This is a genomic window from Cupriavidus basilensis OR16 (assembly GCF_000243095.1).
GTDB classification, from domain to species: domain Bacteria; phylum Pseudomonadota; class Gammaproteobacteria; order Burkholderiales; family Burkholderiaceae; genus Cupriavidus; species Cupriavidus basilensis_D.
This window is the reverse complement of sequence record NZ_AHJE01000044.1, coordinates 217,832-241,633: the sequence shown is the minus strand read 5'-3', so window position 1 is coordinate 241,633 and position 23,802 is coordinate 217,832. Positions and strand designations below refer to the sequence as shown.

20 protein-coding genes and 5 pseudogenes are annotated in these 23,802 nt (G+C 66.8%); 14 read left to right on the top strand and 11 right to left on the bottom strand.

What is annotated here, in order from left to right:
- The 6 genes and pseudogenes from OR16_RS45915 to OR16_RS45900 all read left to right on the top strand — a co-directional run.
- Positions 1-238 (top strand): annotated as a pseudogene (locus OR16_RS45915) (hypothetical protein); the annotation flags it as partial.
- A complete protein-coding gene (locus tag OR16_RS45910) occupies positions 205-522 on the top strand; it encodes an oligopeptide/dipeptide ABC transporter ATP-binding protein (RefSeq protein WP_237717092.1) in 318 nt (105 codons plus the stop codon). The pseudogene OR16_RS45915 and the gene OR16_RS45910, both read left to right, overlap by 34 nt.
- 33 nt (positions 523-555) lie before the next feature.
- Entirely contained in the window at positions 556-1,545 is a 990-nt protein-coding gene (locus OR16_RS17325; protein WP_006159241.1) for an ABC transporter ATP-binding protein, read from the top strand.
- Between the two features lie 26 nt (positions 1,546-1,571).
- Positions 1,572-3,314 carry an AMP-binding protein gene (locus OR16_RS17320; RefSeq protein ID WP_006159240.1) on the top strand — a complete coding sequence of 581 codons (1,743 nt, stop codon included), beginning with the start codon at positions 1,572-1,574 and terminating at the stop codon, positions 3,312-3,314.
- A gap of 51 nt (positions 3,315-3,365) precedes the next feature.
- Positions 3,366-4,937: an acyl-CoA carboxylase subunit beta gene (locus tag OR16_RS45905; RefSeq protein ID WP_006159239.1), complete on the top strand. Its 1,572-nt coding sequence runs from the start codon at positions 3,366-3,368 to the stop codon at positions 4,935-4,937.
- Positions 4,919-5,131: pseudogene (locus OR16_RS45900) on the top strand (acetyl-CoA carboxylase biotin carboxyl carrier protein subunit); the annotation flags it as partial. The gene OR16_RS45905 and the pseudogene OR16_RS45900, both read left to right, overlap by 19 nt.
- A gap of 6 nt (positions 5,132-5,137) precedes the next feature.
- Here OR16_RS45900 and OR16_RS45895 read toward each other — a convergent pair.
- From OR16_RS45895 to OR16_RS17275, 8 genes and pseudogenes are all read right to left on the bottom strand, one after another.
- A pseudogene (locus OR16_RS45895) lies at positions 5,138-5,575 on the bottom strand (universal stress protein); the annotation flags it as partial.
- Between the two features lie 36 nt (positions 5,576-5,611).
- Entirely contained in the window at positions 5,612-5,830 is a 219-nt protein-coding gene (locus OR16_RS17305) for a YdcH family protein (protein ID WP_006159237.1), read from the bottom strand.
- 357 nt (positions 5,831-6,187) lie between these two features.
- Positions 6,188-6,832, bottom strand: a complete 645-nt coding sequence (locus tag OR16_RS17300) for a hypothetical protein (protein WP_006159236.1) — start codon at positions 6,830-6,832, stop codon at positions 6,188-6,190.
- A 216-nt stretch (positions 6,833-7,048) separates the two neighbouring features.
- A complete protein-coding gene (locus tag OR16_RS17295; RefSeq protein WP_100227904.1) occupies positions 7,049-8,290 on the bottom strand; it encodes a CaiB/BaiF CoA transferase family protein in 1,242 nt (413 codons plus the stop codon).
- Positions 8,287-9,150 carry a MaoC/PaaZ C-terminal domain-containing protein gene (locus OR16_RS17290; RefSeq protein ID WP_006159234.1) on the bottom strand — a complete coding sequence of 288 codons (864 nt, stop codon included), beginning with the start codon at positions 9,148-9,150 and terminating at the stop codon, positions 8,287-8,289. Before OR16_RS17290 ends, OR16_RS17295 begins: the two co-directional genes overlap by 4 nt.
- A 4-nt stretch (positions 9,151-9,154) precedes the next feature.
- Entirely contained in the window at positions 9,155-10,069 is a 915-nt protein-coding gene (locus OR16_RS17285) for an SDR family NAD(P)-dependent oxidoreductase (protein ID WP_006159233.1), read from the bottom strand.
- 80 nt (positions 10,070-10,149) lie between these two features.
- Positions 10,150-11,151, bottom strand: coding sequence for a tripartite tricarboxylate transporter substrate binding protein (locus OR16_RS17280; protein WP_043420035.1), 1,002 nt, complete (start codon positions 11,149-11,151; stop codon positions 10,150-10,152).
- Positions 11,152-11,204: 53 nt separating this feature from the next.
- Complete coding sequence (locus OR16_RS17275) at positions 11,205-12,197, bottom strand: Bug family tripartite tricarboxylate transporter substrate binding protein (RefSeq protein WP_006159231.1); 993 nt, start codon at positions 12,195-12,197, stop codon at positions 11,205-11,207.
- Between the two features lie 193 nt (positions 12,198-12,390).
- Between OR16_RS17275 and OR16_RS17270 the strand changes: the two are divergent.
- From OR16_RS17270 to OR16_RS17260, 3 genes and pseudogenes are all read left to right on the top strand, one after another.
- Positions 12,391-13,294: pseudogene (locus OR16_RS17270) on the top strand (LysR family transcriptional regulator).
- A gap of 102 nt (positions 13,295-13,396) precedes the next feature.
- A complete protein-coding gene (locus tag OR16_RS17265) occupies positions 13,397-13,675 on the top strand; it encodes a type II toxin-antitoxin system Phd/YefM family antitoxin (protein ID WP_043420032.1) in 279 nt (92 codons plus the stop codon).
- Positions 13,672-13,992: a type II toxin-antitoxin system RelE/ParE family toxin gene (locus OR16_RS17260; RefSeq protein WP_006159228.1), complete on the top strand. Its 321-nt coding sequence runs from the start codon at positions 13,672-13,674 to the stop codon at positions 13,990-13,992. Before OR16_RS17265 ends, OR16_RS17260 begins: the two co-directional genes overlap by 4 nt.
- Positions 13,993-14,074: 82 nt before the next feature.
- On the opposite strand, the gene OR16_RS17255 is transcribed toward OR16_RS17260, so the two are convergent.
- The 3 genes from OR16_RS17255 to OR16_RS17245 all read right to left on the bottom strand — a co-directional run bounded on the left by OR16_RS17255 (position 14,075) and on the right by OR16_RS17245 (position 17,982).
- On the bottom strand, positions 14,075-15,403 hold the full coding sequence (locus OR16_RS17255) for a metallopeptidase TldD-related protein (RefSeq protein ID WP_006159227.1): 1,329 nt from the start codon (positions 15,401-15,403) through the stop codon (positions 14,075-14,077).
- Positions 15,403-16,836: a TldD/PmbA family protein gene (locus OR16_RS17250; protein WP_006159226.1), complete on the bottom strand. Its 1,434-nt coding sequence runs from the start codon at positions 16,834-16,836 to the stop codon at positions 15,403-15,405. The genes OR16_RS17255 and OR16_RS17250 overlap by 1 nt, the downstream gene beginning before the upstream one ends.
- A 144-nt stretch (positions 16,837-16,980) precedes the next feature.
- Positions 16,981-17,982, bottom strand: a complete 1,002-nt coding sequence (locus tag OR16_RS17245) for a tripartite tricarboxylate transporter substrate-binding protein (RefSeq protein ID WP_043420130.1) — start codon at positions 17,980-17,982, stop codon at positions 16,981-16,983.
- 405 nt (positions 17,983-18,387) lie between these two features.
- On the opposite strand from OR16_RS17245, the gene OR16_RS17240 reads away from it, so the two are divergent.
- From OR16_RS17240 to OR16_RS17220, 5 genes and pseudogenes are all read left to right on the top strand, one after another.
- The gene (locus OR16_RS17240; protein ID WP_006159224.1) at positions 18,388-19,557 is read left to right on the top strand and encodes an acyl-CoA dehydrogenase family protein; all 1,170 of its coding nucleotides are present in this window, start codon (positions 18,388-18,390) and stop codon (positions 19,555-19,557) included.
- An 11-nt stretch (positions 19,558-19,568) separates the two neighbouring features.
- The gene (locus OR16_RS17235) at positions 19,569-20,768 is read left to right on the top strand and encodes a CaiB/BaiF CoA transferase family protein (RefSeq protein ID WP_006159223.1); all 1,200 of its coding nucleotides are present in this window, start codon (positions 19,569-19,571) and stop codon (positions 20,766-20,768) included.
- 44 nt (positions 20,769-20,812) lie between these two features.
- Positions 20,813-22,192 carry an MmgE/PrpD family protein gene (locus OR16_RS17230; protein ID WP_006159222.1) on the top strand — a complete coding sequence of 460 codons (1,380 nt, stop codon included), beginning with the start codon at positions 20,813-20,815 and terminating at the stop codon, positions 22,190-22,192.
- 31 nt (positions 22,193-22,223) lie between these two features.
- Positions 22,224-22,860 (top strand): annotated as a pseudogene (locus tag OR16_RS17225) (HpcH/HpaI aldolase/citrate lyase family protein).
- A 40-nt stretch (positions 22,861-22,900) separates the two neighbouring features.
- Positions 22,901-23,767: an FAS1-like dehydratase domain-containing protein gene (locus OR16_RS17220; RefSeq protein WP_006159220.1), complete on the top strand. Its 867-nt coding sequence runs from the start codon at positions 22,901-22,903 to the stop codon at positions 23,765-23,767.
- Positions 23,768-23,802 lie beyond the last annotated feature (35 nt).

The following is a 23,802-nucleotide window of genomic DNA, read 5'->3' as shown; positions in this document are numbered from 1 at the left end:
CGGCGGCATGCGCCAGCGCGTGGTCACCGGCATGGCTATCGCCAGCTCACCGCGCCTGCTGGTGGCGGATGAGCCCACCTCGGCGCTGGACGTCACCATCCAGGTGCAGATGATGGCGCTGCTGCGCCGCATCCAGGACGCAACCGGTGTCGGCATCATCCTCATCACGCACGACCTGGGCTCCTCATCACGCACGACCTGGGCGTGGCCGCCAGCATCTGCCAGCGCGTGGCGGTGATGTACGCGGGACGCATTGTGGAGACCGGCGACGTACGCACCCTGTACCGCCAACCTGCCCATCCCTACACGCGCGCGCTGCTCGAATCGATTCCGCATTTCGGCCAGAAGAAGGAGCGGCTGTTCGCCATCCAGGGCTCCCCGCCGAGCCTGATCGATCAGTCGCCGGGCTGCCGCTTTGCCGCGCGCTGCCCGCATCGCAAGCCGCTGTGCGACGACGCCTATCCGCCCGAGCTCGACCTGGGCGGAGGCCACAAGGCTAGTTGCTGGCTGGTGTCGGCATGAGCACGCTCGAGAACGTTGCACAAGGGAAGCCCCATGCTGCTTGAAGTCAATGACCTGCGAAAGCATTTCCCGGTGCGCGGCACGAAGCAGGCTGTGCGCGCGGTGGATGGCGTGAGCTTTGCCGTCGATGCCGGACAGACCTTTGCGCTGGTAGGCGAATCGGGATGTGGCAAGACCACCATTGCCAAGCTGTTGCTCCTGCTGGAGCGCCCCACGGGCGGCAGCATCCGCTTCCAGGGCGAGGACGTGCTCGGGCTGCGGGGAGCCGGCCTGCTGTCCTACCGCCGCCAGGTGCAAGCGGTGTTCCAGGATCCCTCCTCCTCGCTCAATCCGCGGCTCAAGGTACGCATGCTGCTGGCCGAGCCGCTGCTGGCCCACGCCGAAGCCGGCGACCGCGCCGCACTGCGCCGCCGCCTGGAAGAGCTGCTCGACATCGTCGGCCTGCCCGCCGGCGCGCTCGACCTCTACCCGCACGAGTTCAGCGGCGGCCAGCGCCAGCGCATCGCGGTGGCGCGCGCGCTGGCGCTGCAGCCAAAGCTGATCGTGCTGGACGAGCCCACCTCCGCGCTCGATGTATCCATCCGCGCGCAGATCATCAACCTGCTGTCGGATATCCAGCGCAGCTTTGGGCTCGCCTATCTGGTGATCGCGCATGACCTGGCGCTGGTCGAGCACTTCAGTTCGGCGGTGGGCGTGATGTACCTTGGCGCGATGGCCGAGAGCGGACCGAGCGCCAACGTATTCGGCGCGCCCCGCCATCCCTATACGCGCGCCCTGCTCGGCTCCGCTCCCCGACCCGATCCGGATCACCAGCCCATACCCGGCCTGATCCACGGCGATATCGGCTCGGCGTTGAACCCGCCATCAGGCTGCCGCTTCCATCCGCGTTGCCCGCATGCGATGACGGCCTGCGCCGAGCGCGTGCCGGCGCCGCGCGAGCTGCCCGGCGAGCCAAAGGCCCCACTCCCCCATCTCGCCGCTTGCCATTTGCTCGATCCCGATACCCCCGCCAATCCGGCCTAAAAGCCCACCCAGGAGCTGATTGCGTCATGAGCCAAGCGCTGACATCCCAAGTGGATTCCGACTACTTCAAGCAACTCGACCAGTTGCAGCAACAGCACTGGCCCAGCGCCGTGCCACGGCAGGCAAGCTGGCCGCACGGCGAGATCGCGCTGACCGAATACCTGCGTGCGTGGGCACGGGTGCGGCCCACCCATCCGGCAGTGATCTTCTATGGCACCGAGCTGACCTACGCCGAACTGAACCGCCTGAGCGACCGCTTCGCCGCGTTGCTTCACCGGCACGGCGTACGCGCTGGCGAGCGCGTGGCGGTGATGCTGGGCAACTGCCCGCAGTTCCATATTGCCTTCTACGGCATCCTCAAGCTGGGTGCGGTGCATGTGCCGGTCAACCCGCTCTTCAAGGAGCGGGAGCTGATTCACGAGCTGAACGATGCCGGCGCCGCCACGATCCTCGTGCTCGACCAGCTCGCGCCGCTGCTGCAATCGGTGCAGCCGCGCACGCCGGTGCGCACCGTGTTCGTCACCGGCTACCGCGACCTGCTGCCCGAGTCGCCCACGCTGCCGCTGCCGCCCGGCATCGACACGCCGCGCACGGTGCCAGCCGGCACCATCGACCTGATGCCCGCGCTATCGGCTTGCGATGCGCCCACGCCAGTCGCTATGCCCGACCTCGACGCCATGGCTGCGCTCAACTACACGGGCGGCACCACCGGCATGCCCAAGGGCTGCATGCATACGCAGCGCGACATGGTCTACACCGCCGCCACCGGCTGCACGATGTCGGGTGCCCTCGCGCCGGATGGCTGCGGTGCGGTGCTAGACGATGTCTCGCTGAACTTCATGTCGATGTTCTGGATCGCGGGCGAGAATATCGGCCTGGTCTACCCAATCTTCGCCGGCGGTACGCTGGTGCTGCTGGCGCGCTGGGATCCGCTTGGGGTGATGGCGGCAATCGAACGCTACCAAGTCAGGCGCACGGTGATGCTGGTCGACAATGCCGCCGAGCTGATGGACCACCCCGACGTCGCGCGCTACAACCTGCGCTCGCTGCGCGCTACGCGCGTGTCGTCCTTCGTCAAGAAGGTCAACCCGGCCGTGCGCCGCCGCTGGCTCGAGCTGACCGGCAGCGTGATGGCCGAAGGCGCGTGGGGCATGACCGAGACCCACACCAGCGACACCTTCACCACCGGCATGCAGGACGACGACATGGACCTCAAGGGCCAGCCCGTCTTCGTCGGCCTGCCCATGCCCGGCACCCGCATCAAGATCTGCGATTTCGAAAACGGCGTGCCGCTGCCGCTCGGGCAAGAAGGCGAAATCGTGGTGCGCACGCCATCGCTGTTCAAAGGCTATTGGAACAAGCCCGAAGCCAGCGCCGAAGCCATCCGCGACGGCTGGTTCCACACCGGCGATATCGGCGTGTACGACGCGCAGGGCTACCTGCATTTCCTCGGGCGGCGCAAGGAGATGCTCAAGGTCAAGGGCATGAGCGTGTTCCCGGCGGAGATCGAGGCGCTGCTCGGCCAACATCCGGCGGTGGTCGGCTCCGGCGTGATCGGGCGGGACGACGCTGAGCGCGGGCAGGTGCCCGTCGCCTTCGTGCGCTTGCATCCTCACGCCGAAGGCAGCCTTTCCGCCGACGAGCTAGCGCAATGGTGCAAGCAGAACATGGCGACCTACAAGGTGCCGGAGATCCGCTTCGTGCAGCAATTGCCGATGACGGCCACGGGCAAGGTCAAGAAGCACGAGCTTGCGCAATTCCTGGCCTGAGAGGCGATGCCTCGCGTGGGTCGGCATTGATATAACAAGGGAGAATAAGGGATGAACGTACACAACCGCGGCGAGGAGCTTGCCCTGCGCAAGGCGCAGGCCGCCCAGATGGGCGGCGCCGACAAGCTCGCGCGCATCAAGGCGCGCGGCGCGCTCAACGCGCGCGAGCGGGTCGAGGCGCTGGTCGATGAGGGCAGCTTCTTCGAGATCGGCATGCTCAACCACTCCGACGTGCCGGGCATGGAAGGCAAGACACCCGCCGACGGCAAGGTCTGCGGCGTGGGCCGCGTCGACGGCCGGCCGGTCGTAGTCAAGGCCGACGATGTATCGGTTCTGGCCGGCACAGGCGGGCGCATCGGCAGCCGGAAATCGCGGCAGCTGGTTGCGCTGGCGCTCGACAAAGGCTATCCGATCGTCAATCTGGGCGAAGCCGGAGGCGCGCGCCTGCCGGATATCCAGGGCTCCGACGGCCTCAGCTCGATGACGGTCGGCACCAGCCTCGCACGCCGCCTGCGCCGCGTGCCGATGGCGGCGGCGATCCTTGGCGAATGCTTCGGAAGCCCATCGTGGCATGCCGCATTCGCGGATTTCGTCGTGCAGGTCAAGGGCAGCTGCATGGCCGTATCGGGACCACGCGTGCTGGAGATCGCCACGGGCGAGAAGGTCACCAACGAAGAGCTGGGCGGCTGGCAGGTACATGCCCGCACCACCGGCCTGGTCGACCGCGTGGCCGACGACGAAGCCGGCTGCCTGGCGACGATCCGGGAGTTCCTCGCCTACCTGCCTTCGCACGCGGGACAACTGCCACCTCGGCAAGCGCCGCGTGAAACGGCCGAGCAAGCGCAAGCACGCCAACTCGACATCGCCCGCCTGGTGCCCGAGTCGCCGCGGCGCGCCCACGATATGCGCGAACTGGTCCGCACGCTGGCGGACGACCGCGAGATCCTTGAACTCAAGCCCGAATTCGACCGCAGCGTGATCACCTGCCTGGCGCGCCTGGATGGGCAGACGGTCGGCATCATCGCCACCAACCCGACCTACTCGGCCGGCGCCATGGGCCCGGACGGTTGCGATAAATGCACCAGCTTTATCTGCATGTGCGACTCCTTCAACATCCCGCTGATCTTCCTGCACGACACGCCCGGCTTCTTCGTCAGCCGCGCGGCCGAGCAGAAACGCATGCCGGGCAAGATCATCAACTTCGTCGAAGCGCTGGCACTGGCCACCGTGCCCAAGCTCTCGGTGGTGATTCGCAAATCCTACGGCATGGCTTACTCCAATCTGGCGGGCGCCGGCATGGATGCCGATTTTGTCTTTGCGTGGCCTGGCGCCGACATCAGCTTTATGTCGCCGGAGGTGGCGGTCAACGTGATCCGGCCCGCCGGACGGCAGGATGCCTCGGATGCGGAACAAGCCGAAGAACGCGCTGAGAAGGCCAGGCTTTATGAGGAACTGCGCAGCGCCAGCGCGCCATGGCGCGCTGCTGGACTGGGTTACCTCGATGACGTGATCGCACCGGAATCGACACGCCGCACGCTCATCCGCGCACTGGCGCTGGCGCGCGGCGAACGCAACGGCGGCATCGGCGAGCACCTGCTGGCGGCATGGCCGACCAACTTCTGAATCTTGCTCTTCGGCCTCTTCTCTCCAAACATACAGGAACAACGACTATGGCAACGACCCGCATCGAATCGATCGTCACCGGCAAGGTCTGGAAGATCGACAAACAGAAGGGCGACACCGTCGCGCAAGGCGAAGCCATCATGGTGATGGAATCGATGAAGATGGAGATCCCGATTGAATCGCCGGTGAGCGGGCGGGTTGGGGAGATCAGTGTGGCGCAGGGGGATAGCGTGAATGAGGGGGAGGTGGTGGCGATTGCTGCCCAGCAGCAGGCCGCTGATGCCGCGCCGTCCGTGCGACGCCATGAAGATCACATCGCAGCCGAGCTCCTTCGCCATGCCGATGATGCCCCGATAGGGCGCGGCCGCAATGGACGTCGCACCCTGACACGGCACGCCGGCCAGCGCCGCAGCCGATTCCACCTTCGCCAGTTCCTCGCGGGCCGCGGCTTCGATGCGATGTTCGAAGACCGATTTCTTTTCATGGCCGGCGTCGCTCGACATCAGGAATGGATACTCCTCCAGGCACATATACGGTGTCAGCTTGGCGCCGGTGGTCCGCGCGAACTCGATGGCTGCCGGGAATGCCTTGCTCGAGAGTTCCGAGCCGTCGATGGGGAGCAGGATGTGTTTGAACATGGGATGGCCTTTCGATTGGCGGATTTGAAATTGGCTTCAGGAAGCCGAGACCTTGCGCAGTATGACGTAGAGCTGGTCCTTCAGGCGTAGCTTTTCCTTCTTGAGGATCTCGATGGCGGAGCCATCCGCGGGAGCCGAGCCCGCCTCCATGTTCTTGATCTCATGGTCCAGTTCGTTGTGGCGCGTGAACAGCCGCGCAAAGTGGGCGTCCTGGGTCTTGAGGATGGATATCTGATCGCGGAATTCAGGGAACATTGGCCTCACCTTGGTTGGGAGATGGCAGGGAATTCAGGATCATTGTGCCGGTAACCAGGCACGTGAGGCTTGATATGGATCATGTTCGCTGGACCGGCAGTCAGCGGCGACGCCTTCCTTGCCGGCTGCCCTCTGCCCGTATCGCCATGCGCGAGGGAAATCAGCCGCGCTTGCATGCAACAAAAGTTATCTGGTCGTACCGGGATTGCTACCCGATAGTTCAAGGGGGCGAAGCGAGCATCGGCTCTCGCGAAGTCCGCTTCAGTTTGCTGCCACCCCGCTCCCATGCGTGGGAGCGGGGCCAGGGCGGACGCTCGCTCGGGGCAAGCGGGTCGCCCCATGCCCGACGCATCGCCCTCAGCGCCGGGCCGAGGACGCCACGACAACGCCAATCGCCAAGGGCAGCAGGGGGATGGAAAGCAGGTACATCACCCCGTCCGCGGCGACGGTGACAGGCGTGAACACGGCTAGCGCCGCCTTTGCGCCAATGGGTTTCTCCTCGCGTACGTCGATCGCGTATGCCTGGTTCAGCTGCTTGGCCTGCCCCGGCATCGCGAACTTCGCCGCCGAATAGCGCTTACCGGCAAGCCGGTAGGCACGGCTCAGAGACGGGTTCTCGTTGCGAGAGGCGGCCTTGAATCCGAGCTCGCCGGCCTGCTTCCGCTCGTCCTCCGTAGCCGCGCCATCGAGCATCAGGTCGAGGTTGCCCGCGATATTGCCCTCCCGGTTAACCTCGAAGCGCCGGAAGCGCGCCTTCAGCCTGGGATGGATATCGGACGATATTGCCTTCAGCAGATCCGCATTCGCGTCGAAGATGTAGTGGTACTTGTCGCCGAGGATGACGATGGACTTGCCGTCCTGCGATATCAGGATCTCGCTGATGATCTCCTTGTAGTCGCCGTATTCCTTTTTCTCTATCTCGTCGTACAGCGCAGCGGTGGCACAGCCACCAAGGGCCAGCGTGGCCAGGGTTCCAGCGGCCAGAAACGATCTCCGATGCATTCGTGCTCCTTGACTTTAGCGGCGGGCCAAGCCACCCGCCGGGTTCCCGCGGGCGCGCGGGCTGCATGCGTGGAGGCAAGTCCACGCCGAGCACGATGCTATGCGAACCGGAGTACGTCAGGATTGGGAAATTTCCTCTTATGCGCCGCCGTCCTCAGACAGACGGTACGCGCCCCGGCTGCTGCCCCTGGGCAACGCGTACCGCCGGAACCGGCCTCAGATCAAGCCTTGTTCGCGCAGGGCCGCGATCCGCGCTGCCGACATGCCCAGCACGCCCGAAAGCACCGCCTCGGTATGCTCCCCCAGCCGTGGCGGCGCGGCGTCGTAACGCACCGGCGTGGCCGACAGCCGCAGCGGGCTCTTTACGGTGGGACAAAGCCCGCCATCGCTGCGCACCATATCCACCTGCAGCTCGCGATACCTGACCTGCGGGTCTTCCAGCACCTGTGCGTAGTCGTTGATGGGACCGCAGGGAATGCCTTCACGCTCCAGCGCCTGGACCCACTGCGCGGTGGTGCCCGTTCGCATATGCGCTTCCAGCAGCGGTACCAGCGCATCGCGATTGACGATGCGGCCGGTGCCGGTGGTGAAGCGCTCGTCCGTGGCGAGGTCCGGGCGCTCCACGCCCCGGCAGTACCCTTGCCACTGCCCGTCGTTGCCAGCCGCCACGATCATGTACCCATCGGCGGTAGCAAACACGTGGTACGGCACCATGTTGGCATGCGCATTGCCAAAACGCTGCGGCGTCTTGCCGGTGATCTTCTGCGCAAGGATGGGCGTGGCGCCTACCGCCACCACCGCGTCGAGCAGCGCCATGTCGATCCGTTGCCCTTCGCCGGTACGCTCGGCATGGCGCAGCGCGGCCAGCACCGCCACCGTGGCGTACATGCCGGTGAGCATATCGACCACGGCCACGCCGACCTTCTGCGGACCGCCGCCGGGCAGGTCATCGCGTTCGCCGGTGATGCTCATCAGCCCGCCGATGCCCTGGAAGATGAAGTCGTAGCCGGGCTTGTGCGCGCTCGGGCCTTCCTGGCCGTAGCCGGTGATGGAGCAATAGACCAGCGCCGGGTTGATGGCCCTGAGGCTGTCGTAGTCCAGGCCGTAGCGCTTCAGGTCGCCGACCTTGTAGTTCTCCAGCACGATCTGCGATTTCGCCGCCAGCTCGCGCACGATGGCCTGGCCTTCGGTGCTGGCGATGTCTAGCGTGACCGAACGCTTGCCGCGGTTGGCGCCGGCGTAGTAGCTGGCATCGCGCGAGGGCTTGCCGTCGCCGTCGGGCAGCCAGGGCGGACCCCAGGAGCGGGTGTCGTCGCCCACGCCGGGGCGCTCTACCTTGATGACCTCGGCGCCGAGGTCGGCCAGGTTCTGGGCGCACCAGGGGCCGGCCAGGATGCGGGAAAGATCCAGCACGCGTACGCCGTCAAGCGCACTCTTCATGGTTGTCGTTGTTGTCATGCACGGAACTCCGCTACGCCATTGCTGAGCACGGTGACGTCACGCGCGGGCACGCGGGCGTCGAACAGCACGCGGCCGCCGCCATCGCGCCACATGCGCACTTCGAGGGTTTCACCGGGAAATACCGGGCGGGAAAAACGCACATTCAGCGCGAGCAACTGGTCACCGTCGCCATCGGCGAAGGTATCGACCAGCGCACGCGCCGCCACGCCATAGGTGCACAGGCCGTGCAGGATGGGCGCGTCGAAGCCCGCCGCGCGCGCCACTTCCGGATCGGCGTGCAGCGGGTTGGGATCGGCGTTGAGGCGATAGAGCAGTGCGGCCTGCGGCAGGATCGCCAGGCTGCGAACCGCATCCGGCGCGTGTGCCGGCGCTGCCGGCAGTGCTTCGGGCGCGGTGTCGCCCTGGCCGAAGCCGCCATCGGCGCGGCAGAAGGTGGTGTGGTTCACGGTGGCCAGTTCGGCGCCGGTGGCCGCATCCACCAGCGTGCGCTCCACGATCACCAGCGCGCCCTTGTCGGCGCCCTTGTCGATCACATGCGTCACCCGTGCGCGTGCGCGCGCGGTGCCGGAGACCGGCAGCGGACGATGCAGGCGCAGGCGCTGCTCGCCGTGGACGATGCGCACCCAGTCGATGCCGCTCTTCGGATCCTGCATCCAGAAGCCGGGATAGGCCAGCACCACGGCCTGCGTGGGAAAGGCCTTGAGCTGCGCCTCGTAGACGTAGCGGAGCTGGCGCGGATCAGTTGGTTGGCCGCCCAGGCCGAGGCCTAGCGCGTAGAGGATGGAGTCCTTCTCGCCGTAGGTTTGCGTGACCTCCGGAAAGTCCCAGTGCTTGATGCGGTTGTAGTCGAGCGGCATGGCGTCAGATCGGGTCCCAGTTGATCACGTCGGGCGAGCGCTCGAGCTTGAAGAAGCTGTTGCGCATGGCGGGGATGGCGATCTCGGCGATGGATTCCGGGGTCCAGCCCTCGCTCATATGCACCGAGCGCACCGGGCGCGGCTGGCTCATCAGCATGATCTCGTTGGCGCGCACGGCAAAGATCTGCGCGTTGACTTCGTGCGCGGCGTCGCTGGCAAGGAAGGCGGCCATCGGCGCGACCTTGTTGGCCTCCATCTTTTGCAGCTTGGCCACGCGGGCTTTTTCTTCCGGGGTTTCGGACGGGATCGAGCTGGTCATGCGGCTCCAGGCGAACGGCGCGATGCAGTTCGAGCGCACGTTGAAGCGGGCCATGTCCAGTGCGATCGACTTCGACAGCGCGGCAATGCCGAGCTTGGCGGCCGAGTAGTTGGCCTGGCCCAGGTTGCCGATCAGCCCGGAGGTGGACGTCATGTGCACGTAGGCACCGCTCTCCTGGTCCTTGAAGTGGTTGGCTGCGGCGCGGCTGACAAAGAAGGTGCCGTTGAGGTGGACGTCGATCACCGAGCGCCATTCTTCCTCGTTCATCTTGAAAAACATGCGGTCGCGCAGGTTGCCGGCGTTGTTGACCACGGCATCGATGCGGCCGAAGTTGTCGATCGCGCATTGCACGATGGCGTTGGCGCCCTGCCAGCTCGATACGCTGTCGGTGTTGGCTACCGCCATGCCGCCGGCGGCCACGATCTCGTCGACCACGCGTTGTGCCGGACCCGCGTCGCCGCCTTCGCCGGTGAGCGATACGCCGATGTCATTGACCACCACCTTCGCGCCGGCCTTGGCCAGTTCCAGCGCCACGCCGCGCCCGATGCCACCGCCCGCGCCGGTCACCAGCGCTACCTTGCCTGCCATCATTCCACTCATGCTCTTGCTCCTGTCTACACGTTTGTCTGCTCGGCGGCCTGGCACGCGCCAGGCCGGGTGTTCATTTGCGCATCGGCCGCTTATTCGAGGCGGGCGCCCGATTCCTTCACGACCTTGCTCCAGCGCGTGATCTCCGCATCGATATGCGCACCCAGCGCGGCCGGCGTGGAACCCACCGGCTCATAGCCATTGGATGCCAGGTTCGCGCGCAGGTCGGGCTGCGTCAGCACAGCCGCGATCTCCTTGCTGAGCCGCTCGACGATGGCCGGCGGCGTGCCGGCCGGCGCCAGCACCGCGTACCAGCCGTTGATGTCGAAGCCCGGCACGCCGGCCTCGGACAGTGTGGGCACGTCCGGCGCCAGCGCGGCGCGCTTGCCGCTGGTCACGGCCAGCGCCTTGAGCCGGCCACTGCGGATATGCGGCATCGAGGTGGAAATACTGTCGAAGGTCAGTTGCACCTCGCCCGCCAGCATGGCGTTGACCACCTGCGCGCTGCCCTTGTACGGCACGTGGGTCATCTTGACGCCGGCCAGGCTGTCGAACAGCTCGCCGGCGAGGTGGCCGGTATTGCCGTTGCCCGCGGAGGCGAAGGTGAGTTGCCCCGGCGCGGCCTTGGCCGCGGCGATCAGCTCGGGCACGGTCCTGGCCTTCAGCGAGGGGCTGCCGGCGAGGATCAGCGGCAGGTTGGCCACCAGCGACACCGGCGCGAAATCCTTGCGGGTGTCGTACGGCAGCTTGGGATAGAGGCTGGCGTTGATCGCGTGCGCGGCCAGCACCACGATCAGCGTGTTGCCATCCGGCTTGGCGCGCGCGAGTTGCTGCGAGGCGATGGTGCCGCCGGCACCTGGCCGGTAGTCGAGCACCACTGGCTGCCCCAGCCGCTCCTGCAGCTTGGCCGCCACCGGGCGCGCCAGCAGGTCGGCGCTGCCACCCGGCGGATAGGGAATCAGCAACTGGATCGGCTTGCTGGGCCAGGTGTCGGCAAGCACTGAGGCGCTCGCGCCCAGCAGCCCCACCGCGAGCGGGGCGATCAGCACGACCCGTAGCCATGACCTGCGGTGGTGCGCTCTCGATGCTCCCATGCCTTTTTCCCCCGTTGTGTCGTGGTGTCGCGTGCCGTGCTTCGGGCCCGCCCTCATTGCTGTGGAATGCCGGTGTCCTTCACCACCTTGGCCCAGCGCACGCGTTCCGCGTCGATGAACCTGCCGAAATGCTCGGGCGTGTCGCCACCCGGCACGCCGCCAAGATCGGCCAGGCGGGCTTTCACTTCAGGCTCGGCCAGGATGCCGGCGACCGTCTTTTGCAGGCGCGAGACTATCGCGGGCGGCGTGCCCGCCGGCGCCACCAGGCCAAACCACGCGGTCACCTGGAAGTCGTCGAGGCCGGCTTCCTTCATGGTCGGCACCTCGGGCAGCTCGGCCACGCGCGTGGCGCTGGTCACCGCCAGCGCGCGCAGCTTGCCGGACTGGATATGCGGCAGGGAGCTGGGCAGGTTGTCCACCATCATCGTCACCTGCCCGGCGACCAGGTCGGCCACGGCCGGCGCGGCGCCCTTGTAGGGCACATGGATGATGTCGATGCCCGTACGCTTCTTGAACAGCTCGCCGGATAGGTGCACCGATTGCCCGGTGCCCGACGAGGCGAACGAGAGCTTGCCCGGCTGGGACTTGGCCAGCGCGACCAGTTCCGCCACGTTGCGGGCAGGCACTTTCGCGTTGACCACCAGCACGTTAGGCACCGAAACCACCATGGTGATCGGCGCGAAGTCCTCGGCACGGTAGGGAAGTTGCTTGTACAGGCCGTAGTTGATGGCATTGGGGCCGATATTGCCCATCATCAGCGTGTAGCCGTCTGGCGCTGCCTGGCGCAGCGCCTGCACGCCGACGATGCCGGCGGCGCCGGCGCGGTTGTCCACCACCACCGGCTGGCCCAGCAGCTCTGCGAGCCGCTTGCCGACCAGCCGCGAGGCGATGTCGGTGGTACCGCCCGCCGCCGCGGGCACGATCAGGCGCACCGGCTTGTCGGGATAACCGGCTGCGACAGCGCCGCCCGTCGCCGCCAAGGTAGCCATGCCCAGCAGGGTGGCAACGGCCGCCAGCCTGCTTGCGCTGTAGCGCCGAACTGTCATCTGTCGTCCTCCTGGGTGGCTGCGCGGCGGCACGGGTTTCGCGCCGCCTTTGCGCGAGGCAAGCCGGTAACCGCCCGCGCAATACGGACGATCCGGCCTTTATGGTTCTATTGCCACGCCGAATACGATAAATTGATGGCGGGGACATTGCTATTCACGATTCACAAAAGAGGCCTTTGGCCCAGCGAAACACATGCATTACGACCTGACCGACCTGCGCCTCTTCCTGAACGTCGGCGAAACCGAGAACCTGACCCGCGCCGCCGAGCGCAGTTTCCTCTCCCTGCCTGCCGCCAGCACCCGCATCAAGCAACTGGAAGAGGCCTTCCAGACCCAGTTGCTGATCCGCCAGGTCAAGGGCGTGCGCCTGACCCCGGCCGGCGACGCCCTGCTGCACCACGCGCGCGAGGTGTTCCGCGAGCTGGAATGCCTGCATTCCGACCTGCGCCCCTATGCCAAGGGTGTGAAGGGCCGCGTGCGCCTGCTGGCCAACACTACCGCCACCAACTCCTTCCTCGCCACCGCGCTGTCGCGCTTCCTGGCCGAGAACCCGGATGTGGATATCGAGCTGGAGGAGCAGCTTTCGCAGGCCATCGTCTCAGCCATCGGTGCCGGCGCGGCGGATCTCGGCATCGTCGCCGGCGAAGTCGCCACCAATGACCTGGAGGTGATGCAATTGTGCAGCGACGAGCTGATCGTGATCGCGCCGGTCAACCACCCGCTGCCGCAATTCACCAGCCTGCACTTTGCCGATTTGCTGGATACCTGCCGCTTTGTGGGCCTGAACCAGTTCAGCGCCATCCAGTCCTTCCTCGATCGCATCGCCAGCGGCATGGGCAAGCGCATCAGCCTGCGCATCCAGTTGGGCAGCTTCGATGCCGTGTGCCGGATGGTGGAGGCGGGGGCGGGCATCGCCATCGTGCCAAACAGTTGCGCGCGCCGTTATGCCAGCCGCAAGGTGCTGCGGTTCATTCCGCTGGAAGACGAATGGGCCAAGCGCGACCTGCGCCTGGTACGCCCGGCCGGGGCGGGAGTTGCCGCAGTTTGCGGAGACGTTGATCCAGTACTTGACGGATGCGGCGCGGGAACCGGTTTGAGCGGAACACCGGGCCCGCTTGCAGATAGTCATTCCACGAAGTGGACGGCAGACCGAATTCGGTCTATATTCGGTCATCCGGTAACTCCCGCATGGACCCACCGTGAAACTCTCAAACATCAAGCCGATCAGCTTTCTGAAAAGCGACGCGGCCCGTATCGTCACGGAGCTCAGCGAGACGCGCGAGCCCTTGATCATTACCCAGAATGGCGAGGCTAAACTCGTCGTGCAAGACATTGCCAGCTATGAAGCGCAGCGGCAAACCACCGCGCTATTGAAGATCTTGGCGCTCGGCGAGAAAGAGATCGCGCAGGGCAAGGTGACAACAGCGGCAGACGTCTTTGCTGAACTGGATCGGCTGGACAAGAAAGACGGCGCATGAAGGTAGTCTTTCTCGAATCCGCCAAGCAAGACTTGATCGACCTTAGGCACTACCTGGTCAGATTCAAACCCGAGGGAACCTGGCAGGCCGTCAAGAAACAGCTTCAGGAGAAGCTAGCGTACATTGCCGAATTTCCCGCATCCGGTACCCGCCCCGACGAGCTGGCCGGTTTCGCGAATGGCTTCAGGCAACACCTGACACATCAGCAGCGAATCATTTACAGGGTCACGCCCGAGACCGTCTATATCCACATCATTTGTGGGCAAGTCCAGGACTTCGAAGAATTCCTGAACCGGCGGCTTACGAGGCCGTGGTGATTCAGCCCTTTCAAGTTGGCGGATGTGGTTGGGGCAACACTGAGGAGCCAGTACGCCCGCTCCTCACTCACGCTTCACTCGCTTAGAGCGTCAACGTTAGTTTTCCGGTCAGCGCACCTGGCAACAGCGCCGAATCGGTCTGCCGCTCGCCATAGGTACTGCTCGACACCCGCAACTGCCGCTCGCTGGTCAGCGCCTCAAGATGCTCGCCCAGGAAGCTGTAGATGCTATCGTCAAAGCGCATCGTGCCGAGCGGCGCCTGGATGCGGCCGTCTTCCACCCAGAAGGTGGCGAAGCGCGTCATGCCGGTCATGCGGGCCGCCGGCGCATCGGACCAGTTGAGATACCAGAGGTTACCTATATAGAGGCCCGTGCCGAGCGCCGCGAGCACGTCGTCCTGCGCGAGCCTGCCGGCCGCCAGGGCAAGTGACTGTGGCGCCTCGCCGGCGCTGGCGGCATTGGCGGCGAGACCGTACTCGCGCGCGCTGCGCGGGTAGACCAGGCGGCCAGCCGGCAACCCCGCTTGCACGAGCGTCACGTCGCTGCGTGGAATGCCTTCCGGGCCGAAGGCCGGAGCCAGCGTGCCGCTTGCGCGTTCGTCCAGGTCAAGCAAGTGGCTAAGCCGGGCACCGCCGTCGTACAGCCGCTGCAGCGGGCTTTCCTTCTGCGCCAGTGCGCGGGCCGAAAAGCCGCCCCAGGAGAACATGCCGAGCACTTCATCGAGGGCGGCGGGGGCCAGATAGGCACGGTAGTCGCCGGGCGGCAGCACGCGCTGCGGCTTGCCCAGGTGCTCGAGTTGCCGGCGCGCTTGCGCGAAGCGGCTGGCGAACTCGGCGGCGTCCCAGCGCGAGCCCGCATAGTCGGCCTTGACGGCCTGCCCGTTCTGGTGGAACAGGCTCCAGTCGAAGTGGAAGCCTTGCGCGGCATGCCAGCCGAACGCGCCGAAGCTGCTGGCAAAGCCACGGTAGAGCGGGCCGGCGGCGTAGATGCCAACCAGGTCGAGCCCATGCGCGGCCTCTTCTACCTGGGCGAGCACTTCGGCGGTGTCTGGCGGCGCGGCCGCATCGGCCAGCGTGCGCTGCCAGGGGTCGCGCTCCAGCATCAGGTAGGGGTCTGGCTGCAACTGGCCGATGGCCTCGCGCAACTGCAGCAAGCCGTCGGCGAGGCGCTGCCGGTCGGTCGCGGCGTCGCCCGACAGGGCAACACCGATATTGGCGTGGCGCTCGTTGCGGATCAGCTTGAGCCGGGCCGTGGCCTGCCGCACCTGTCCAGCCTGGCGCACCTTCGCGCGGTTGAAGCGGATGAACTCGGACTCCTCGGCGCTGTACCACAACGTGAAGGCTTCGCCCTCGCCCAGCGCCTTGCGCACATCTTCGGCCAGCGCTGCGAACAACGATTGCACATCCGCCATCACGCGGCACCTCCAAAGACTTCCACTTGCCGGAACACGCAGGCCGGCGAAGCATGGCCGACGCGCACCACCTGGTTAGGCTCGCCCTTGCCGCAGTACGGCGTGCCATGCACCTCGAAGGTACTGGCATCGCCAACGGCGGCCAGGCTGCGCCAGAAGTTCGCGGAAACGCCACGGTAGTTCGGGTTCTTGACCACGCCCTTGAGCTCCCCGTCCTCGATCAGGCGGCCCCATTCGCAGCCGAACTGGAACTTGTTGCGCGCATCGTCGATGGACCACGAGCGATTGGACGACATCAGGATGCCGCGCTCGATGCCGCCAACCAGTTGCGCCATGGTGTGGCCGCCCGGCTCCAGGTTGAGGTTGGCCATGCGATCGATCGGCGGCCGGTTCCAGTTGCAGGCCCGGCTGTTGGCCACACCCGGCAGCCCGCTGCGCCATTGCGACAGCGCGCCGCCCAGCGGGCGCAGCAGCAGGCCATCGCGGATCAGGAATTCCTTTTGCGCGGGCTGGCCCTCATCGTCGTGGCCATAGCTGGCCAGTTCCTCGGGAATGCCCGGGTCGAAGCTGATATTGAGCAGATCCGAGCCGTACTGGTAGCGGCCGAAGTCCTCCAGCCCGATAAAGCTGGTGCCCGCGTAGTTGCGCTCGTCGCCGAGGATGCGATCGAGCTCCAGCGGGTGCCCGATGGATTCGTGGATCTGCAGCATCATCTGGTCCGGCATCAGCAGCAGGTCGGTGGGGCCGCTCGGGGCTTTGGGGGCCGGCAGCAACTGCAAGGCTTCGTCGGCCACTCGTGATGCGGCACCCGCAAAGCCGAGCCGCGCGATGACTTCCGCACCGCCCTGCTGGCCGCTGCCAAAGCCGCCTAAGCTGCGGGTCTGGCTGTCGCTGCCGTCAAAGGCCGTCACGCTGATGCCGGGATAGACGAAGCGCAACGCCTGCCATTGCTCGGCGCCCGCGCTATTGAGGTAGAGCTGCTCGTGGCGCTGGTGATCGAGATAGACCAGCCAGTTCACCAGGCGCGAATCGGCGGGCACGCCGGCGGACACCTCCGCCAGCAGCGCGAAGCGCTCGGCCAGCCCCGGAAACGGGCCGTGCAGGCCAGGGGATTCGTAGCATGCCTGGCCTTGCGGCGGCTCCAGCCCGCGCAGGTCGACGAGGCCATGCACGGCAATCCGCCGGGCGAGCGCTTCGGCGCTGTCGAGCGCGCGCTGCAATCCAGGCACGCTGAGATCGCTGGTGGCGGCGTAAGCCTCCACGCCATCCAGCCGCACGCTGAGCATGGCGCCCATGTCCTGCAGGAAGGACGGCGGCTCGGCAACGCCGCGCCGCAACATGCAGTGCTCGCCGGTCTGGCGGACGAGGCGCAGCGAATGAAACCCTGCGCGGGTGGTAAGCGCGGCGAAATCCTGTCTGGCGCGATCGAACAAGGGCGGCTCCCGGGACCGTTTGGGAAGAGCCGGTGCTGGCGCGATCGGCTTCAGCCGACTGGCCCGCGGTGGCTCAGTGATCCGGAAATCTTACTACCTTTGCAATGCTGCGATCCCGCCCCTGCGCCGAGGGGCGCGTCTCCCTCAATCCGCCTTCACCCCCGCCGCCTTGATGATCGGCGACCATTTCTCGATCTCGGCCTTCAGCCACGTGCGCAGGCCCTCCGGCGTCTGCTTCTCCTGCGGCACGATCTCGGCCCCAAGGTCAGCCAGCCGCGCCGCCACCGCCGGATCCTTCAGGGCGGCGCGCAGGGCACCGTTGAGCCGGTCGATGACCTCCGGCGGCGTGCCGTGCGGGGCGTAGATGCCGTGCCAGACCTTGACCTCGAAGCCCTTGAGCCCGCTCTCGGCCAGTGTGGCGGTGTCAGGCAATGCCTTGATGCGCGTGGTGGTGGTGACGCCGTAGAGCTTGACCTTGTCGGCCTTGATATGCGGCAGGGTCTGGGTGGTCTGGTCGCACAGGATATCGACCTGGCTGCCCAGCAGGGCGGTCATCGCGGGGGCGGTGCCCTGGTAGGGAATGGCGGTGAGCTCCACGCCGATGGCTTTCTGGAACAGCATGCCGCACAGCTGCGAGACCGCGCCCAGCCCGGCATTGGCCAGGTTGACCTTGCCCTGGTTCTGGCGGATGTAGGTAATCAGCTCAGGCAACGTCTGGGCTGGCAAGTCATGACGGCCGAGCAGGGTCATGGGCACGTCGGCCACCTGGCCGACAAAGCTGAAATCCGTCAGCGGCTTGTAAGGGAGCTTGCTGTACAGCGCCGGTGCGGTGGCCATGCCGTTGTGGTGGATCAGGATCGTGTAGCCGTCCGGCGCGGCCTTGGCCACGTAGGCGGCGGAGACGGTGCCGCCGGCGCCGAGCCGGTTTTCCACCACCACGCTCTGCCCCAGGGTCTTGGACATGGCCGCGGCCATGGTGCGCGCCACCACGTCGGTTGGGCCGCCCGCGGCAAAGGGGACCACCATGGTGATCGGCTTGGCGGGGTAGGCATCGGCGGCGCGCGCCGGGGTGGGCATGGTGAGTGCTGCCGCCACGCCCAGCGCGGCGAGCGCCATCCAGCGCCATGGTGCCTGGGCCCGGTTCATCCGCGCTGCGTGTTCGCTGCTGACCCGCCCGTGCCGCTGCTGCTTGCTGCCTGCCATGTGTCTCGTCTCCAAAGTGGTGAATTGGCCGTGCTATGCCGGCTTGGGCTCGCCTGCGTCGGCCTGTGCGGGCGCGCGGCGTCATGGTTTCAGGCAAGCGTGGCGATAAAGCGACGCATATGCAATACGGATTTCCCTAAGGGTGGGCGAAGCAGGCCGGAAGCATGCCGGGCGCCGGCAAGCGCGGGCGGCGCCGCCCGCACGCCTCCCTTGCCGGCCCGGCCTGCTTCCGGGGGCGCTAAGCCGCTCTTTCGCAAATCCGAATTACCGCACGGCAGGCCCTCGGGAATAATGGCCGCAAGCTAAAACCCATAACGTCCATATAACGTCCACACCGGGGCCCCTTTCATGTTCGCAGAACCATCGCACGACCAGCCGTATCCCGACATCCGCGAAGCCGTGCGTGCCCTGTGCAGCGGCTTCGATTCCGCCTACTGGCAACGCGTGGAAGAGCAGAACGCCTTCCCCGAGGAATTCGTGCAAGCCCTGACCAAGGCAGGCTGGCTGTCCGCGCTGATCCCCGAGGAGTACGGCGGCTCGGGCCTGCCGCTGACCGCCGCGTCCGTCATCATGGAGGAGATCAACCGCACCGGCGGCAACTCCGGCGCCTGCCACGGCCAGATGTACGTGATGGGCTGCCTGCTGCGCCACGGCTCCACCGAGCAAAAGCAGCGCTGGCTGCCGGGCATCGCCTCGGGCGAGCTGCGCATGCAGTCGATGGCGGTGACCGAGCCCACCACCGGCACCGATACCACCAAGCTCAAGACCACCGCCGTGAAAAAGGGCGACCGCTACGTCATCAACGGCCAGAAGGTGTGGATCTCGCGCGTGCAGCATTCGGACCTGATGCTGCTGCTGGCGCGCACCACGCCGCTGGACCAGGTCAAGCGCAAGTCCGAGGGGCTGTCGGTGTTCGTGGTGGACCTGCGCGAGGCGATCGGCAAGGGCCTGACGGTGCGGCCGATCCGCAATATGGTTAACCACGAGACCAACGAGCTGTTCTTCGACAACCTGGAGATTCCCGCCGAGAACCTGATCGGCGAGGAAGGCAAGGGCCTCAAGTACATCCTGGACGGCCTGAACGCCGAGCGCATCCTGATCGCCTCCGAATGCGTGGGCGATGGCTACTGGTTTATCGAACGCGCCAGCACCTATGCGCGCGAGCGCATCGTGTTCGACCGCCCGATCGGCCAGAACCAGGGCATCCAGTTCCCCATCGCGCGTGCCTACGTGAACGTGGAAGCGGCCAGCCTGATGCGCTACAAGGCCGCCGCGCTGTTCGACGCCGGCAAGCCCTGCGGCAAGGAAGCCAACATCTCCAAGCTGCTTGCGGCCGATGCATCGTGGGAAGCGGCCAACGTCTGCCTGCAGACGCATGGCGGCTTCGGCTTTGCCGCCGAATACGATATCGAGCGCAAGTTCCGCGAGACGCGCCTGTACCAGGTGGCACCGATCTCCACCAACCTGATCCTGTCGTATGTGGCCGAGCACGTGCTCGAGCTGCCGCGCTCGTTCTGAGGACCGCCCCCATGCTTGCTACGCATCAGGGCATCCGCCCGCTCGATGGCATCCGCGTTGTCTCCCTCGAACACGCCGTGGCCGCGCCATTCGCCACGCGCCAGCTGGCCGATCTCGGCGCCCGCGTGGTCAAGGTAGAGCGCCCCGGTGTGGGCGATTTCGCGCGTGGCTACGACGAGACCGTCAAGGGTCAGGCCTCGCACTTCGTCTGGCTCAACCGCGGCAAGGAGAGCCTGACGCTGGACCTCAAGCAGGACGAGGCGCAAGCCGTGCTGCACCGCCTGCTGGCCGACGCCGACGTGCTGGTGCAGAACCTCGCGCCCGGCGCAGCCGCGCGCATGGGGCTGGATTTCGACACCCTGCACCCGCGCTACGGCAAGCTGATCGTCTGCGATATCTCAGGCTACGGAGACGCCGGCCCCTATCGCGACAAGAAGGCGTACGACCTGCTGATCCAGGCGGCCGCCGGCCTGATCGGCATCACCGGCAGCGCGGATGAACCGTCGCGCGCGGGCATTTCCATCGCCGATATCGCCGCCGGCATGTACGCCTATAGCGGCATCCTGTCCGCGCTGCTGCAGCGCGGGCGCACCGGCCAGGGCCTGCGCGTGGAAGTGACCATGCTGGAGGCGCTGACCGAGTGGATGAACTACGCGTTGTACTTCGGCCACTACGGCGGCAAGGCGCCGGCGCGATTTGGCGCATCGCACCCGGCCATCGCGCCGTATGGCGTGCACCGCACCGGCGACGGCGGCAGCGTGATCTTCGGCCTGCAGAACGAGCGTGAATGGCAGGCCTTCTGCAACAAGGTGCTGGCGCAGCCGGCGCTGCTCAAGGACGAGCGCTTCTCCTCCAACTCGGGGCGCGTCAAGAACCGCACTGAACTCACCGCGCTGATCGAAGCACGCTTTGCGCCGATGACGGTGACGCAGGTCGAAGGGCTGCTCGACGAAGCGCAGATCGCCAACGCGCCCATGAACGATATCGAGGCCGTGTGGAACCACCCGCAACTGGCCGCGCGCGGACGCTGGCGCGAAGTGGCCAGCCCCGGTGGCCCCATCGGGGCGTTGCTGCCGCCGGCCAACTTGTCGGGCGTGGAGCCGGTGATGGGCGACATCCCGGCGCTGGGCGCGCATAGCGCGGCCATCCTGGCGGAGCTGGGTTACGGCGCCGACGAGATTGCCAGGATGACTGACAGCAAGACGATTTGAACAGCAACCACGCAAGACCACCCAGAACACCGTCCGGAGCCGGCATGAGCCAAGCCATTGACCACACCTACCCCACCCGCCAGCTGTGCGATTTCCTGGCCCGATTCACGCTGGCCGATGTGCCTGCCGAGGTGGTGGAGCGCACCAAGGACCTGTTCCTCGACTGGATCGCCTCCGCCATCGCCGGCAAGGACGCCCCCGCGGTGCGCAAGCTGCAGGAGTTTGCCGCCGCCATGGGCCCGCAGCAGGGCCCGGCCGAGATGCTGGTCGACCGCCGCCGCACGTCGCCGTACTTTGCCGCGCTGATCAACGGCGCGTCCTCGCACGTGGTGGAGCAAGATGATGTGCACAACGGCTCGGTGCTGCATCCGGCCGCCGTGGTGTTCCCCGCGGTGATCGCCGCCGCGCAGGCCGAGGGCAAGAGCGGCGCCGAGGTACTGCTGGCGTCCATTGCCGGCTACGAGGCAGGCATCCGCATCGGCGAATTCATGGGGCGCTCGCACTATCGCGTGTTCCACACCACAGGCACCGTCGGCACGCTGGCGGCAGCCGCCGCTGTCGCCAAGCTCTACGGCATGGACGCCGAGGGCATCAACCAGGCGCTCGGCTCAGCCGGCACGCAGGCCGCCGGCCTGTGGGAATTCCTGCGCGACGCCGCCGACTCCAAGCAACTGCACACCGCCAAGGCCGCTGCCGACGGCCTGATGTCCGCCTGGATCGCACGCGCTGGCTTTACCGGCGCGAAGCGCATCCTGGAAGGCCCGCAGGGCATGGCCGCCGGGATGTCCAGCGACGCCAACCCGGCCGCCCTGACCGACGGCCTGGGCGAGCGCTGGGCCACCGCCGAGACCTCGTTCAAGTTCTTCGCCTCGTGCCGCCACACGCACCCGGCTGCCGATGCGCTCAAGGACCTGATGCTGCGCGAGAAGATCAGCGCCGACCAGATCGCCAGCGTGACCGCCCACGTGCACCAGGGCGCCATCGACGTGCTAGGCCCCGTGACCGACCCCAAGACCATCCACCAGGCCAAGTTCTCCATGGGCACGGTGCTGGGCCTGGTAGCGGTGCACGCGCACGCCGGCCTGGGCGAGTTCGAAGACCATGCGCTGCAGGATGCCAAGGTGGCGGCCTTCCGCGACAAGGTGGAGATGGCGCTCGACGACGAGATCAATGCCGCTTATCCGCGCCAGTGGATTGGCCGCGTCACGGTCAAGACCACGGACGGCCGCACACTGCCAGGCCGCGTGGACGTGCCCAAGGGCGATCCGGGCAATACGCTGTCGCGCCCAGAACTCGAAGCCAAGGCGCTGCAACTGGGCGCGTTCCGCCACGGCGCGAGCGAGGCCGAGATGCGCACCATCATCGCCCGCGTGTGGGCGCTGGAAAAACAGGCGAACGTCAACGACTGGCTGCCCGCCGCGTAATAACGCGGCCAATCCTACCGAGACTCGCTTCATGTCCACCGTCACCACTGTCACCACCGTCACCACCGCCATTACCTATCTGTTCGTGCCGGGCGACCGGCCAGAGCGCTTCGACAAGGCCGCGGCCGCCGCGCCGGACGCGCTGATCCTCGATCTCGAGGACGCCGTGCATCCGGACGCCAAATCCACACGGCCGCCTGGTCGCGATCATCGAAAGCGCGCGCGGCCTGCACGGCATCGATGCGCTCGCCGCCGCGCAAGGCGTGTCGCGGCTGGCCTTTGGTTCGCTGGACTTCGCCGTGGACCTGGGCTGCGCGCATACCCGCGAGGCACTGCTGATGGCGCGTTCGCGCATCGTGCTGGCGTCACGCGTGGCTGGCCTGCCACCCCCCGTGGATGGCGTCACCACCGCGCTCAAGGACGAAGCCGTGCTGGCCGGCGACGTGGCGCACTCGCGCGCGCTCGGTTTTGCCGCCAAGCTTTGCATCCATCCCGCCCAGCTCGCCGCGGTGCGCGCGGGCTTCCTGCCCACGGCCGAGCAACTGGACTGGGCGCAGCGCGTACTGGACGCCACCGCCAGCGGCAGCCACGCGGTACAGGTCGACGGCAAGATGGTCGACCGTCCTGTCATCGAACAGGCCCGGCGCATCCTCGCGCTGGCAGGCTAACCCCGCTCCGAACCCGCAATCATCCAGCCATGACCCAGCCATGACCCAACTCGAAACCCTGCGTACCTGGATCGGCCGCAGCGAAAGCCGCACGGAAACGCTTTCCCCGGAACCCGTGATCGGGCTCGCGGCCACGCTCGACCTCGATGGCGATGCGCTGGTGCGCGGCCCGCTGCCGCCGCTGTGGCACTGGCTTTACTTCCTGCCGCGCGCCCCGCAGCGGGAACTTGGCCAGGACGGCCACCCGGCGCTGGGTGGGTTCATGCCGCCGGTGCCGCTGCCGCGCCGCATGTGGGCCGGCGGCGAGCTGGATTTCCGCAAGCCGCTGCGCGTGGGCGATACGGTGACGCGCACATCCACCATCCGCAATGTCGAGCACAAGAGCGGCCGCAGCGGGGAGCTGTGGTTTGTCACCGTGGAACATGTGCTCACCGTAACGGGCGAGGGCGAGGGCGAGGTCGCGCTGACCGAGCGACAGGACCTGGTCTATCGCGCCATGCCGGAGCCGGGGCAGCCACTGGCCGCGCGTCCGCGCCTGGCGCAGCCGGCGCTATGGCAGCGCCAGCTGCGCGCCGATCCGGTCATGCTGTTCCGTTTCTCCGCGCTCACCTTCAACGGCCACCGCATCCACTACGACCACGACTATGTGCGCGACGTGGAAGGCTACCCTGGCCTGGTGGTGCATGGCCCGCTGCAGGCGATGCTCACGCTGGAGCTGCTCGCGCGCGAGCTGCCCGGGGCCACGGTGCGCCGTTTCGGGTTCCGCGGGCTGGCACCGATCTTCGACCACGACATGGTGACGGTAGGCGGCGCAGCCGATGCTGCCACGCCGGGCAAGTTCACCTTGTGGACCGGCGATGACGCCGGGGGCCAGTCGATGGAGGCATGGGCCGTCGTGGAGGACTGATTCACCGCAGTGACAATAACAAAACATCGGGATCG

Coding starts and splice junctions, on each gene's coding strand:
- OR16_RS17240 (WP_006159224.1), top strand. CDS start 18,388: ATGTTCGCAGAACCATCGCACGACCAGCCGTATCCCGACATCCGCGAA.
- OR16_RS17320 (WP_006159240.1), top strand. CDS start 1,572: ATGAGCCAAGCGCTGACATCCCAAGTGGATTCCGACTACTTCAAGCAA.
- OR16_RS17290 (WP_006159234.1), bottom strand. CDS start 9,150: ATGCCGCTCGACTACAACCGCATCAAGCACTGGGACTTTCCGGAGGTC.
- OR16_RS17220 (WP_006159220.1), top strand. CDS start 22,901: ATGACCCAACTCGAAACCCTGCGTACCTGGATCGGCCGCAGCGAAAGC.
- OR16_RS17300 (WP_006159236.1), bottom strand. CDS start 6,832: ATGCATCGGAGATCGTTTCTGGCCGCTGGAACCCTGGCCACGCTGGCC.
- OR16_RS17230 (WP_006159222.1), top strand. CDS start 20,813: ATGAGCCAAGCCATTGACCACACCTACCCCACCCGCCAGCTGTGCGAT.
- OR16_RS17245 (WP_043420130.1), bottom strand. CDS start 17,982: ATGAACCGGGCCCAGGCACCATGGCGCTGGATGGCGCTCGCCGCGCTG.
- OR16_RS17305 (WP_006159237.1), bottom strand. CDS start 5,830: ATGTTCCCTGAATTCCGCGATCAGATATCCATCCTCAAGACCCAGGAC.
- OR16_RS17280 (WP_043420035.1), bottom strand. CDS start 11,151: ATGGGAGCATCGAGAGCGCACCACCGCAGGTCATGGCTACGGGTCGTG.
- OR16_RS45905 (WP_006159239.1), top strand. CDS start 3,366: ATGAACGTACACAACCGCGGCGAGGAGCTTGCCCTGCGCAAGGCGCAG.
- OR16_RS17285 (WP_006159233.1), bottom strand. CDS start 10,069: ATGAGTGGAATGATGGCAGGCAAGGTAGCGCTGGTGACCGGCGCGGGC.
- OR16_RS17260 (WP_006159228.1), top strand. CDS start 13,672: ATGAAGGTAGTCTTTCTCGAATCCGCCAAGCAAGACTTGATCGACCTT.
- OR16_RS17275 (WP_006159231.1), bottom strand. CDS start 12,197: ATGACAGTTCGGCGCTACAGCGCAAGCAGGCTGGCGGCCGTTGCCACC.
- OR16_RS17255 (WP_006159227.1), bottom strand. CDS start 15,403: ATGGCGGATGTGCAATCGTTGTTCGCAGCGCTGGCCGAAGATGTGCGC.
- OR16_RS17295 (WP_100227904.1), bottom strand. CDS start 8,290: ATGACAACAACGACAACCATGAAGAGTGCGCTTGACGGCGTACGCGTG.
- OR16_RS17325 (WP_006159241.1), top strand. CDS start 556: ATGCTGCTTGAAGTCAATGACCTGCGAAAGCATTTCCCGGTGCGCGGC.
- OR16_RS17235 (WP_006159223.1), top strand. CDS start 19,569: ATGCTTGCTACGCATCAGGGCATCCGCCCGCTCGATGGCATCCGCGTT.